This window comes from Actinomadura sp. 21ATH (genome assembly GCF_041951345.1).
GTDB lineage: Bacteria > Actinomycetota > Actinomycetes > Streptosporangiales > Streptosporangiaceae > Spirillospora.
This window is the reverse complement of record NZ_JBGNUR010000001.1, coordinates 546029-559279: the sequence shown is the minus strand read 5'-3', so window position 1 is coordinate 559279 and position 13251 is coordinate 546029. Positions and strand designations below refer to the sequence as shown.

General features: G+C 72.9%; 9 protein-coding genes. 3 read left to right on the top strand and 6 right to left on the bottom strand.

What is annotated here, in order from left to right; genetic code table 11:
• Positions 1-148: 148 nt before the first annotated feature.
• Complete coding sequence (locus ACA361_RS02820; RefSeq protein ID WP_375010171.1) at positions 149-1453, bottom strand: PQQ-binding-like beta-propeller repeat protein; 1305 nt, start codon at positions 1451-1453, stop codon at positions 149-151.
• A 142-nt stretch (positions 1454-1595) separates the two neighbouring features.
• A complete protein-coding gene (locus ACA361_RS02815) occupies positions 1596-2615 on the bottom strand; it encodes an SGNH/GDSL hydrolase family protein (RefSeq protein WP_375010170.1) in 1020 nt (339 codons plus the stop codon).
• A 178-nt stretch (positions 2616-2793) separates the two neighbouring features.
• Between ACA361_RS02815 and ACA361_RS02810 the strand changes: the two genes are divergently transcribed.
• Entirely contained in the window at positions 2794-4188 is a 1395-nt protein-coding gene (locus tag ACA361_RS02810; RefSeq protein WP_375010169.1) for a cystathionine beta-synthase, read from the top strand.
• Positions 4189-4329: 141 nt separating this feature from the next.
• On the opposite strand, the gene ACA361_RS02805 is transcribed toward ACA361_RS02810, so the two are convergent.
• Complete coding sequence (locus ACA361_RS02805) at positions 4330-6426, bottom strand: MMPL family transporter (RefSeq protein ID WP_375010884.1); 2097 nt, start codon at positions 6424-6426, stop codon at positions 4330-4332.
• A gap of 231 nt (positions 6427-6657) precedes the next feature.
• Between ACA361_RS02805 and ACA361_RS02800 the strand changes: the two genes are divergently transcribed.
• Positions 6658-7821: a cystathionine gamma-synthase gene (locus ACA361_RS02800; RefSeq protein ID WP_375010168.1), complete on the top strand. Its 1164-nt coding sequence runs from the start codon at positions 6658-6660 to the stop codon at positions 7819-7821.
• Between the two features lie 210 nt (positions 7822-8031).
• Entirely contained in the window at positions 8032-9099 is a 1068-nt protein-coding gene (locus tag ACA361_RS02795; protein ID WP_375010167.1) for an alpha/beta hydrolase fold domain-containing protein, read from the top strand.
• Positions 9100-9154: 55 nt separating this feature from the next.
• On the opposite strand, the gene ACA361_RS02790 is transcribed toward ACA361_RS02795, so the two are convergent.
• Genes ACA361_RS02790 through ACA361_RS02780 form a run of 3 tightly spaced genes read right to left on the bottom strand, consistent with a single transcriptional unit; the run spans position 9155 to position 13146 of the window.
• Entirely contained in the window at positions 9155-9652 is a 498-nt protein-coding gene (locus ACA361_RS02790; protein WP_375010166.1) for a hypothetical protein, read from the bottom strand.
• 30 nt (positions 9653-9682) lie between these two features.
• A complete protein-coding gene (locus ACA361_RS02785; RefSeq protein ID WP_375010165.1) occupies positions 9683-11698 on the bottom strand; it encodes a hypothetical protein in 2016 nt (671 codons plus the stop codon).
• Between the two features lie 26 nt (positions 11699-11724).
• The gene (locus ACA361_RS02780) at positions 11725-13146 is read right to left on the bottom strand and encodes a magnesium chelatase (RefSeq protein WP_375010164.1); all 1422 of its coding nucleotides are present in this window, start codon (positions 13144-13146) and stop codon (positions 11725-11727) included.
• Between the last annotated feature and the right edge of the window lie 105 nt (positions 13147-13251).

Genomic DNA, 13251 nt, shown 5'->3' with positions numbered 1-13251 from the left:
GGGCGGGCGGGTGCCGTCCCGGCCTGGGTTACTCTCCGGTCACCTACGCAATCTAGCCGCTGCCCCGGGGCGCCGTACACGCCGCCCCGGGGCGGTGTTGACACAAGATCCACCGGGCGCGCCCGCGCTGTGCGCCCTCACAACCGGCTCAGGCGCCGTACATCCCCGGCGCGCTGCCCTTCGTGTCGCGCACGCCGTGCAGGGTGCCGCGCTCGTCGCGCCACACCCGCCAGCCGTCGGACGAGCCGGTGTACCAGGCGGGCGGCGCGCCCTGCCGCGCCGACCGCTTGCCGGTGGTGACGTCGTAGGCGCACAGCGGCGCGACCGGGTAGAAGCCGCGCCGCCCGGTGATCTTCAGCTCGGCGGGCTTCATCGTGCAGAACGACCAGGCGCGCAGGGAGTCGACCTTCGCGCCGTTCCGCAGGTCGTACGCGGCGCCCGGCTTGTCCTGGGAGACGAAGCCGAGCCTGCCGAGATCGTCGGGGAACGACAGCCGCCACATCGACTGGGGCGCCTTGTCGGCGCCGAGCCTCCCGACGGTCCGCCCGGTACGGGGGTCGAGCCGCTCGAACCCGCCGTGGCCCCGGTCGGTGACCTCCCGCGCGATCAGCGCGACCGCCGGGTTGGCGCTCGGGTAGACGCGCAGCAGCCGCTTGCGGGCCCAGACCTGCTTCCCGTCGGAGAGCCGCACGCCGAAGAACCCGTACGGCGACATCGGGGCGTTCTTGCGCGCCTGGTACGGGGCCATGTACCCGACGATCATGTCGTCGAGGGCGCCGTAGGCCCAGCCGCCGGACAGGTTGACGCCCCGGCCGACCGCCCGCTCGACGGGGAACGTCCACAGCGTCCGGCCGGTGCGCGGCTCGCGCGCCTCCAGCGCGGGCCGCCCGGACATCCGGAACAGCACGATCCTGGACGGGTCGGCGTGCTCCACCTCGGCGATCCCGGGCGTCTGCCACAGCGCCCGCCCCGTCGCCGGGTCGAGCGCGACGAACCGGGCCTTCTTCGTCGCGGTGAACTCCGACAGGCAGACGTTGCCGCCGCACGCCGCCGGGCCGAACGTCGAGTGCACCGGCCGCTTCCACTTCTCTGCGCCGGTACGGGCGTCACGGGCCACGAGCGTCGCGTTCCACCGCTGGTCACCGGCTCCGCCCTCGCGCGGCTCCAGGGCCGTCACCAGCCCCTTTCCGGGCGCACCGGTGACGGCGGGCGGCTGGACGCCCATGCCCGACAGCCGCCCGGCCATGGTCGCGGGCCGCGCCCACAGCCGCTTGCCGCCGGCCAGCTCGTACACGCCGGTCTCCAGCCCGCCGCCGGGGCGCAGGCCGGTCGCGGCGGCCACCCCCGCGCCGACGGCGGGCCGGCTCGCGATGCCGGTCTCGCGGCCGGTCCACGGCTGCGCGGCCTCGGCCTCGCCGTCCGCGGAGCATCCGGCGGCGGCGAGCAGGGACATGACGATGGGTGTTGCTATGACAGCGGACCGTAGTCGCCGGTGGGTGTGGTGAGCCATGGACGTTCCCCCTGGAGGTTCGGCGCCCTGGGACGGGCGCCGGGTGATCGTTTCCCCTGATCGACCGGAGCGGGGGCCGCCTCGCCTACGCCGCGCCGGGTGCGATCGCCTCGGAACCCTCGCCGGGAGCGGCCGGATCGACCTCGCGGCGGCGCAGCAGGGTCGCCCAGCGGCCCCGGGGACCGCGCTCGCGTCCGGCGACCCGGGCGCCGGCGACCTCCGTGCCCGGCTCCTCGGCGGCCTCGGCGGCCGCGAGATAGACGGGCAGGACCCCCTGGCCGTGCCGCGGGCCGGGCAGGACGTCGTCCGGCTCCAGCCCCAGCGCGGCCGCCATCGACGGTAGCACCGCGGCCGCCGCCGCGGCGTAACCTCGCGCAGACGGATGGTAACGATCGGCGCTGAACATCTCGCGGGGGTCGGCGGCGAACTCGCGTCCCAGAAGGTCGCCCAGGGACACCGAGCGGGCGCCCTGCTCGACGGTGACGATGGTCTGCGCCGCGGCGAGCTGGCGGCTGAGGCGGCGGGCGAACCAGCGCAGCGGCTGCATCAGCTGCCGGACGGAGCCCAGGTCGGGGCAGGTGCCGACGACGACCTCGCAGCCGGTGGCGCGGAGCCGCTCGGTGGCGGCGGCCAGGTGCCGGACGGACTCGCCCGGCGGGACGCGGCCCGTCACGTCGTTGGCGCCCACCATGATCACGACGATCTCGGGGCGGACCGCCAGCGCGCGGGTGACCTGGCCGGCCAGCACGGCCGAGCGGGCGCCGGAGCGGGCCACGTTCGTCAGCCGTACGGGACGTCCCGCGATCGAGGAGAGGCCGGCGGCGAGCAGCGCGGCCGGGGTCTCCTCGGGGGTGTGGACGCCGAGGCCGGCGGCGGTGGAGTCGCCGAGGACGGCGAACGAGAGCGGCTCGCCGGGCAGGCCGCCGCCGTACAGGCCGTCCGCGGGCGGCGGGCCGCCGGCCGGCGTCGCCATGATCAGTTTCCTGGCCATCAGCGCCTCGGCCACGATGAGCCCGAACGTCAGCCCGCCCACGGCGGTGACCCCGCCGCCCCCGTACGCCGCGGCGGTGGCGATGCGCCGCGCCGTGAATGCCCTCAGCCTCATCCTCGCTGACCCTCCGTCATCTCCCGGGCCGACCCCGGCATAGGGTTAGATGCCCGCGAGCGGCGATCTGGGCTACCGTCGGGAACGGGAATCTATCCGAATCCACATCCCTTTCGCCGCAGGACACACGCCTGTTCCTTCCGTCGAACGCGGATGTCACACCGACAAGGACGTCGCGGTGCGCGTACACGATTCACTGGTCGAGCTGATGGGAGACACCCCGCTCGTTCGGCTGCGCAAGGTGACCGGCGGGCTCGGCCCGCAGGTGCTCGCCAAGGTGGAGTACTTCAATCCCGGGGGGTCGGTGAAGGACCGCATCGCGGTCCGGATGATCGACGCCGCGGAGCGGTCCGGGGCGCTGCGGCCTGGCGGGACGATCGTCGAGCCGACCTCGGGCAACACCGGGGTGGGGCTGGCCATCGTCGCGCAGGAGCGCGGCTACAAGTGCGTCTTCGTCTGCCCGGACAAGGTCGCCAAGGACAAGATCGACGTCCTGCGGGCGTACGGGGCCGAGGTCGTGGTCTGCCCGACCGCGGTGTCGCCCGACCACCCGGACTCGTACTACTCGGTGTCGGACCGGCTGGCCGCCGAGATCCCGGACGCCTGGAAGCCCGACCAGTACCGCAACGAGAACAACCCGCGCTCCCACTACGAGACCACCGGCCCGGAGATCTGGACGCAGACCGAGGGCCGTGTCACGCACTTCGTGGCGGGCATCGGCACCGGCGGGACGATCAGCGGCGCCGGCCGCTACCTCAAGGAGGTCTCCGGCGGCCGGGTGAAGGTGGTCGGCGCCGACCCGGAGGGCTCGGTGTACTCGGGCGGCAGCGGCCGGCCGTACCTCACCGAGGGCGTCGGCGAGGACATCTGGCCGGAGACCTACGACCGGGAGATCTGCGACGAGGTGATCGCGGTCTCCGACAAGGACTCGTTCCTGATGACCCGCCGGCTGGCCCGCGAGGAGGGCCTGCTGGTCGGCGGCTCCTGCGGGATGGCCGTGGTGGCGGCCCTCCGGCTGGCCGCCCGCGCCGAGCCGGACGCGGTGATCGTCGTCCTCCTCCCGGACGGCGGCCGCGGCTACCTCAGCAAGATCTTCAGCGACGAGTGGATGAGCCAGCACGGGTTCAGCGACGACCGTTCCACCTCGGAGGCCACGGTGGGGGACGTCCTGAGACGGAAGGCGGAGGCGGAGTCCGGCGGCATCCCGAACTTCGTCCACATGCACCCCACCGAGACGGTGGAGGAGGCGGTGAAGGTCCTCAGGGAGTTCGGCGTCTCCCAGATGCCGGTGGTCTCCCCGGGGGCGGGCCACCCCGACGTGATGGCCGGCGAGGTCGTCGGCGCGGTCGAGGAACGCGACCTGCTCCACGCCCTGTACGCCGACCGGGCCCAGGCGGAGGACCCCCTGGAGAAGCACATGAGCCCGCCCCTCCCGGTCGTGGGGTCGGGCGAGCCGGTCTCGCGCATGATGACGGCCCTGGAAGGCCGGGACGCCGCCGTCGTCCTCGTCGACGGCAAGCCGACCGGCATCGTCACCCGCCAGGACCTCCTCGCCTTCCTCGCCCGCACCTGACCCCCCGAACCCACCGCGGTACGCGGAAGCGCCGGAGGCCGTGGGGCCTCCGGCGCTTCTTTCCGGGGAGTCGGGCCGCGGGGCCGCGGTCTCGTGGGCGGCTTTACCGACCGCGGTCCCGCGCCCCGACGTTCTGGTGCCTCAGGAGCGGACCCCCGAGGGTTCGCGGTCCTCCTTGGCCGGCTCCGGGCCCTTGGGGGCGGCGGGGCGGTCGGCGTGGCCGGGCCACCAGGCCCGGTGGCCGAGCAGCGCGGTCACCCCCGGGACCAGGAAGATCGACATCACGAAGGCCGACAGGGCGATCCCGATCGCGATGGAGAAGCCCATCTGCTGCAGCATCGAGACCTTGGCCAGCAGCATCACCGAGAAGGTGCCCGCCAGGATCAGGCCCGCCGCGGCGACGGTCGGGCCGCCGTGCTGGACGGCCAGGGCGGCGGCGCGGCGCGGCTCGTGGCCCGCCTTGGCCTCCTCCCGCAGCCGCGCGGTCATCAGGATGTTGTAGTCGGTCCCGATGGCCAGCACGAACAGGTACAGCATGATCGGCAGGTGGAAGATCTCCCCGGGCTGGTCCATGAGGCCCTGGAAGACGTACACCGCGGCGCCCATGGTGGCGGCGAACCCGAGCAGGACCGCCGGGACGAGGTAGAGCGGCGCCACCACCGACCGCAGCAGGAGCAGCAGGATCAGCGCGATCAGGACGCCGGCGACCGGCAGGATGACCGACAGGTCGCGGTTGACCACCTTGTTGATGTCGCCGTAGATGGCGGTCTCGCCGCCGACCAGCATCTTGGTGCCGTCCGGGGTGAGCTTGTGCACCGCGGGCCGCAGGTCGTCCTTGACGAAGCTGATCGACTCGTTGCTGACCGGGTTCTTCTCCAGCAGCAGGCCGACCCTGACCACCTGGCCGCCCGGCGCGGGCTGCGGCGGCTGGACGCTGCCGACGCCCTCCAGGCCCTTGGCCTGCTGGACGAACGTGTCGAGCGAAGCCTTGGCGATCGGCTGCCCGCCGGTGGACTGGAGGTAGACCTCGACCGGCTTGGTCAGGCCGGGCGGGAAGCCGCCCTCCATGTCCTTCATGGCCTGGGCGGACTCGGTGTCCTGCGGGAAGCTGGACTGGAAGTCGTAGTCGGACTTGAACCCGAACGCGCCGGCCGCCAGGGCGATGAGCAGGGCGCCGGAGCCGAGGGCGACCACGGCCGGGCGCCGCCCGACCAGCCGGCCGATCCCGCTGGAGACGCGGTCCTTGGGCTGCTTCTTCCACGACTTGGACGGCCAGAACACCGCCGGGCCCAGCAGGGAGACCAGCGCCGGGAACACCGTCAGCGAGGTGATGCCCATGACCAGCACCGCGATCGCCAGGGACGGGCCCCACGCCGCGAAGATCCCGAACGAGGCCAGCATCAGCACCAGGAACGTCACCGCGATGGCGGCCGCGGCGGAGGTGATGACCTCGCCCACCCGCTCCATCGCGACGATCATGGCGGTCTTCTTGTCGTCGCCGGCGCGCAGCCGCTCCCGGTAGCGGAACAGGACGAACAGGTAGTAGTCCGCGCCGATGCCGAACAGCACGATCGTCATGATGATCGCCAGGCTGTCGTCACCGGAGAAGCCGAGCACCTTGGACGCCACGCCGATCAGGCCCATCGACACCATCTCGGTGACGGCGATCACGATGATCGGCAGGATCGCCGCGATCGGCGCCCGGAAGATCAGCAGGATCAGCCCGATGATCAACGCGAAGGTGGCGATCGACACGATCGTCATCGACTCGGTGAACGAGTCCTCGTTGTCGGTGAACGCGGCGACCTCACCACCGACCTTGGCGGTCAGCGTGCCGCCCAGCGCACCCGGCAGGTCCTCGCGCAGCTGCTTGATCGCCTTGCTCTGCTCGACCGAGTCGGACTGGCTCATCCCCTTCATGGGGACGCTGACGATCTGCACCGACTTGTTGGGCGCGACCGCCTCCGGGCTGGTCAGGAAGCCCTGGACGGTCGGGTACTTCTTGGCCGTCAGCTGCTGGGCCACCTTCGTGACCTGCTGGCTGTCGGCCGGGGTGATCTGCCCGCCGTCCGCCCTCTTGACCACGATCAGCGCCGTCGTGTCGGCCTGCTGCGGGAAGGACTTCTGCGCGAGCTCGCCGGCCTGTACCGACTCATAGCTGGAGGGCAGGAACTCGCCCTGGTCGGACTCGGTCTCCAGGGAGGGGGAGAAGGCGATGATGGCGACCGCGGCCACCACCCACGTCAAGAGCGTCCACCACGGGTGTCTCACGACTATGCGCGCAAGCCCAGCGAACATGCGATTTCCTTCAGGTCATGGGGCAAGAGGAACAGAAGCGTTCCGGATACCCCCCAAACGGTAGAGACCGATTGCGCCGATTTGGTCAACCCGGGAGCCGAAATAGGGGGTGATACCTGCGGGGGATCGCCTCCTCCTCCAGGAGGGCGGACGGTGGGTAGCCTCGTCCTCATGGACAAGGACGTTCACCACGGATTCGACACCCTGGCGATCCACGCGGGGCAGGAGCCCGACCCGGCGACGGGCGCGGTCGTCCCGCCGATCTACCAGGTCTCCACATACAAGCAGGACGGCATCGGGGGGCTGCGCGGCGGCTACGAGTACTCCCGTTCGGCCAACCCGACGCGTACCGCGCTGGAGGTATGCCTCGCCGAGATCGAGGGGGGCGTGCGCGGGCTCGCGTTCGCGTCCGGGCTCGCCGCCGAGGACACGCTGCTGCGCGCGCTGTGCCGGCCCGGCGACCACGTGATCATCCCGGGGGACGCGTACGGCGGCACGTACCGGCTGTTCGCGAAGGTGGCCGAGCCCTGGGGGCTGGCGTTCGACCCGGCGCCGCTGGGTGACGTGGCCGCCGTCCGGGCCGCGGTCCGCCCCGAGACGAAGATCATTTGGGTGGAGACGCCGACGAACCCGCTGCTGGGCGTGGCCGACATCGCCGCGCTGGCGGGCGTCGCGCGGGACGCGGGCGCACTGCTGGTGGTCGACAACACGTTCGCCTCGCCGTACCTCCAGCGCCCGCTGGCGCTGGGCGCCGACGTGGTCGTGCACTCCACCACCAAGTACATCGGCGGCCACTCCGACGTGGTCGGCGGCGCGCTGATCACCTCGTCGGCCGAGCTGGGGGAGCGGCTGGCGTTCCACCAGAACTCCATGGGCGCGGTCGCCGGGCCGTTCGACGCATGGCTGACGCTCCGCGGGATCAAGACCCTCGGGGTCCGGATGGACCGGCACTGCTCGAACGCCGCCGCCGTGGTGAAGCTGCTCACCCGCCACGAGGCGGTGCGCGAGGTGCTCTACCCGGGGCTGCCCGCGCACCCGGGGCACGAGACCGCCGCCAAGCAGATGAAGGGGTTCGGCGGGATGGTGTCGTTCCGGATGGGGTCGGAGGAGGCCGCGGTACGGGTCTGCGAGAGCACCAAGCTGTTCACCCTGGGCGAGTCGCTGGGCGGCGTGGAGTCGCTGATCGAGCACCCGGGCCGGATGACGCACGCCTCGGCCGCCGGCTCGCCGCTGGAGGTCCCGGCCGACCTGGTCCGGCTGTCGGTCGGCATCGAGGACGCCGACGACCTGCTGCGCGACCTGGAGCGGGCGCTGGGGGCGGCCGCCATCGTGTGATCTTGATTGCCCGGCGGACGCGTTCGCCGAGGTGAGCTGGGTGATCCGGCGCTGTACGGGGTGATCTTTAAGGGGGATTTCGGGCGGCATTCCGGTAGGAAACTGATCAAGGCTCTATGATGTGCGCGCCAGGTTCCGCCGAGAAAGGGCACCGGAGTGCGCAAAGTACTGGTGTGCGGGGCGGCGTTCGCCGCGACGTGTATCGCTGCTGTGGCCGTTCCCGGGGGCGCGCAGGCCACCCCGCCGGACCCCGCGTCGTCCGCTCCCTCACTGACACCCGGCTCGCCCACCGGTTCCCCCTCGGAGTCCGGCGCCCCCGGCTCGCAGACCCCGTCCGCGCCCCCCGCGGCCGGGGGGCGGCAGCCGTCCGGCGGCGCCGACGCGGTCGCGTCCTCCAGCGCGGTCATGGTCACGCCCAAGCCGCCCAAGGCGTCCACCTACGCCTACGGCCGCCACCCCCGCCAGCGCCTCGACGCGTACTGGCGCCCCGGCACCGGCACGGGAACCGGTACGGGCACGGGAACCGGCACCGAGGGCCAGGAGGGCGCCCAGGAGCAGCAGGCGCGGCGCACCCCTCCCGGCCCGGCCGTCCTGCTGTTCCACGGCGGCTCCTGGGTCAGCGGCGACAAGTCGTCCTGGAAGTACTTCGCGCGGCGCCTCACCAACGAGGGCTACACGGTCTTCTCCGCCAACTACCGGCTGGCGCACCAGGCCGCCTGGCCCGCCCAGCGCGACGACGCCGTGGCGGCCCTCGACTTCGTCAAGCGCAACGCCGCCCGCTGGAACATCGACCCCGACCGGATCGTGGCGTTCGGCTCCTCGGCCGGCGGCCTGCTCGCGAGCCAGCTCGGCACGTACGGCCAGGGCGCCCAGCGGGTGCGCGGCGTCCTCGCGCTGTCGCCCGTCAACACCCCGTACCTGGCGTACCAGGACGGCCTCAAGGCCGACGCCACCGGCGGCCAGCGCTACCTGCGCCGCGCGGTCGTCAAGCTGGTCGGTTGCGTGCCGAACGAGGCCGACCCCGAGTGCTGGCAGCGGGTCGACGACTCCAACGCCACCACCCACGCCGGCTCCGGCGACGCCCCCGTGCTCCTCATGCACGCCGCCGACGAGCTGGTCCCGTCCACCCACAGCACGGCCCTGGCCTCCGCCCTGCGCGGCGGCGGCGTGGGCGCCACCGTCAAGGTGGTCCCCGGCGACGGCCACGCCTCCGAGCTGCTGGAGGACGCGACCGTCTACCCGGCCATCCGCAACTGGCTGAAGGCCCGGACCAAGTAGGCCGGGTAGGCCAAGTAGGCCAGGTAGGCCATGTAGGCGAGGCCGCCGGGGCGGGTCAGCCGTTCCAGACCATCAGGACGAGGATCACCAGCCACAGGAGCGCGACGACGCCCGAGATGGCGGCGATGCGGCCGCGCTGGACCTGGGCCACGTCGTCCGTGCGCGCGGCGGCGGCCGGCTTCTCCTCGCCGTCGCCGTCGCCGGTCCCTGCCGCGGCCGACTCCCCGGCGGCGGCGGTCTCCATCAGGTGGGCGGACTTGCGCTGGTCGTTCTCCACGATGAACAGCAGCACCAGCGACACGATGAACAGCGTCATCGACGCCGACAGCCAGACCTCGTCGAACCGGTCCCTGGCCAGGAACAGGCCGAACAGCAGCACGCCCAGCGTCGCCAGCCCGTAGACGCGGGTGGCGCGGTTGAGGTAGCGCACGACCGTCACGTTCCGGGCGCGGATGTAGCGCGGGGTGGCCATCGTGGCGGCGGTCAGCGGTCCCAGCGTGAAGATCGCGAAACCGATGTGCAGGAGGAGCAGCAGACGATCGGAAGTCGACATACCGCGACCCTAGCGGCCGCCTCCGCGGGCTCAGCGGCGGCCGCGCCGCACCCTCAGGTAGTCGCTGACCACGTACTGGCCCAGCCGCTCGGCGTCGGGCGCGAAGACCCGGCCGCCGTTGCGGCGGGCGACCTCCTCCACGAACGACACCAGCCGCCGGTCCTCGGCCAGCATGAAGAAGTTCATGCAGGCGCCGCGCCGGGTCATCTTGTCGACCTCCGCCAGCGTCAGCACGAGCGTGTCGGGGGACGGCGGGTAGTCGAACAGCGAGCGGCCGTTCGGCTGGAGGTGCGCGGTGGGCTCGCCGTCGGTGACGACCAGGACGATCGGCTCGAAGTCCGGGTGCCGGTCCAGATGGCGGCCGGCGATCATCAGCGCGTGGTGCAGGTTCGTGCCCTGGACCATGTCCCAGTCGAGCCCGGCCATCTCGGTCGGGTGCAGCGTGCGCGCGTAGTTCGAGAACCCGATGATCTGGATCGCGTCCTGCGGGAACTTGCTGGTCACCAGCGAGTGCAGCGCGAGCGTCGTCTGCTTGGCGGCGCCCCAGGTGCCGCGCAGCACCATCGAGTACGACAGGTCGACGAGCAGGCAGACGGCGGCGGCGCTGCGCCGCTCGGTCTCGTGGACCTCGAAGTCGTCCACGCTCAGCCGTACCGCGCGCGGGCGGGTGCCGTTCACCGGCGGGGACGGCTCGGCCGCGACGGTGAGGCCCGCCGCGGGCGCCTCCATGACGTTGCGGCGGATGGCGTTGCTCACGGTGCGGACCACGTCGAGCGGCTGCTCGTCGCCGAACCGCCACTCCCGGCTCGCCCCGGTCAGCTCGCCCGCCTGGCCGGCGTCGCGCTGGTCGTGGTCGCCCTGCCGGCCGGCCGTGAGCTGGGAGAACACCCGCCGCAGCGCGGTGTCGCCGAGGCGGCGGACGGCCTTGGGCGTCAGCTCCAGCGCGCCCTTCTTCCGCTGGAGGTAGCCCTGCCGCTCCAGCTCCTGCTCGATGCGGCGCAGCGCGTCGAGGTCGTCGACGGCGCGGCGGCCGAGCGCCCTCCGTACGGCCTCCTCGTCGATGTCGTCGAGGCGGGCGCCGGGGTAGTCCTGCGCGAGCGCCGCCTCCAGCTCGGCCAGGTCGGCGAGCTCGGCCAGCGCCGTGGTCGCGTCGCCCATGCCGAGGGGCCGGTCGCCGGACATCCGCTCCGGGGTGCCCCAGCCGAGGTCGGGACGGCGGGCGCGGAGCGCGTCGTTCAGCCGCGACATCTCCATCGCCAGCCCGGCGTCCTGCATGGCCTGCTCCATCAGCCCGGCCAGCTCGGCCTGCTGCTCGGGGCTGAGCGAGGCCATCAGCCGGTCCATCGCGGCGGCGCGGCGGGCGAGGGAGTCGACCAGCTCCTCCAGGTTCCGCGGACGGTCGGGGAAGAACTCCCCGTACTCCTCCATGAACCGGTCGAAGTCCTCCTGGGTGTGCTCGCCGCGCGCGTCCTTCTCCAGCATCTGGTTGAGCGCGGCCATCATGTCCTTGACCCGCGCCATCGTCTCCGGGTCCTGGCCCTCCAGCGCCTGCTTGATGCCCTGGAACTGGGCGTCCAGGACGTCGCGCCGCAGCAGGTCCTTCAGCCGCTCGAACGTCTCGCGCGCCGCGTCCGACCGCCACTGGTAGTCCGACAGCCGCCGGATGGCCTGCGAGGTGTCCTGCGGCAGCGTGTCCAGCTCCGCCTCGCGCAGCCGGGCGTCGTCGGACGGGTCGGGGAACAGCTCGGCCCGCTCCTGCCCGATCGCGGTGTCGAGCAGCGCGCGCGCCTGCTCCAGCGTGCCGTCCAGGCGGCCCCGGTCGCGCAGCTCGCGGCGCCGCTCGCGGACCTGCCGGAGCAGGTCGTCGAGCCCGCGGCGGCCGTCCGCGCCGGGCAGGCCGCGGCGCAGCAGCTCGCGCAGGGCCTCGTCCGGACGGGTGCCCTCAAGGACGGAGTCGCCCATCGCGTCCAGGGCGTGCCGGACGTCGTAGGGCGGGGCGAGCGGGTCGGGCCCGTCCTCGTAGGCGCCGTACCGGTAGCGGCTCATCGGACTCCCAACAGCGAAACGATGGATCAGGTGCGGTACGTGGCGGTGCCGTCGCCCTTCCCAGGGGACACGTCCTTGGACAGGCGGCGGCTCAGGAACAGGCCCTCCAGCGCGAACTCCAGCGCCGCGGCGGCCTGCCCGGGGGAGTCCCCGCTCAGGTCCAGCCGTTCCATGATCTTGGCCAGGCCGGGCACCGGGCCGATCCGGCGCAGCAGCTCGGCGGCGGGCACCAGCTCGCCCGACTCGACCATGTCGCCGGAGTCGAACTTCTCCAGCAGCCCGTTCAGGTCGGCCGCGCCCAGCGTGCGGCGGTACGTCTCGGCGGTGGCGCGGCGCAGCAGGTGCTCCAGCACCTCCTGCTCGCGGCCCTCCTCGCTGACCTCGAACTCGACCTTGCCCATCAGCGACGGCACCACGGCGGGCAGGTCGCAGACCCGCGCCACCGCGCGCTCCTCGCCGGCCAGCGCGGCCCGCCGCACCGCCCCGGCCGCGACCGTCTCCGCGCCCGCCAGCGCGAACCGCGCCGACACGCCGGAACGGGTGTCGACCGCCGTCGAGTCGCGCACCAGCCGGGTGAACCGGGCGATGATCTCGATCAGATGGTCGGGCACCTCGGCGGGCACGCCGCCCAGGTCGGCGAGCTCGGCCTCCTGGCGGATCAGGGCCAGCTCGGTGTCCAGTTCGAGCGGGTAGTGGGTCCGGATCTCGGCGCCGAAGCGGTCCTTCAGCGGCGTGATGATCCGGCCGCGGTTGGTGTAGTCCTCCGGGTTGGCGCTCGCGACGAGCAGCAGGTCCAGCGGCAGCCGCAGCGCGTACCCGCGGACCTGGACGTCGCGCTCCTCCAGCACGTTCAGCAGCGCCACCTGGATCCGCTCGGCCAGGTCGGGCAGCTCGTTGATGGAGAAGATCCCGCGGTTGGTGCGCGGCACCAGCCCGAAGTGGACGGTCTCGGGGTCGCCCAGCGTGCGGCCCTCGGCCACCTTGATCGGGTCGACGTCGCCGATGAGGTCGCCGACGCTGGTGTCGGGGGTGGCGAGCTTCTCGCCGTACCGGTCGTCGCGGTGCAGCCAGGCCACCGGCAGGTCGTCGCCCGCCTCCTCGGCCAGCCGGCGGCAGCGCACGCAGACCGGGCCGTACGGATGGTCGTTGATCTCGCAGCCCGCGACCACCGGGGTCCACTCGTCCAGCAGGCCCGCCAGGGTGCGGATCAGGCGGGTCTTGCCCTGCCCGCGCTCGCCGAGCAGCACCAGGTCGTGCCCCGCGAGCAGGGCGCGCTCCAGATGGGGGAGGACCGTGTCCTCGAACCCGACGATGCCGGGGAATCGGGGCTCGCCGGATCTCAGCCGGGTGAGCAGGTTGTGGCGGATCTCGGCCTTGACCGAGCGCTGGACGTGGCCACTGGTGCGCAGCCCGCCCAGTGTGCTCTCACGAGGTTCGGTTGGACGCACGCGAACGACATTACGTCGCCGTTCCGGAGAATCGCACCCTCGCGGCGGGATTCCTCGGGCGGTCCGGCGGGCGCGCTGTTTGGGCCCGGGAGACCGGAGGGGGAA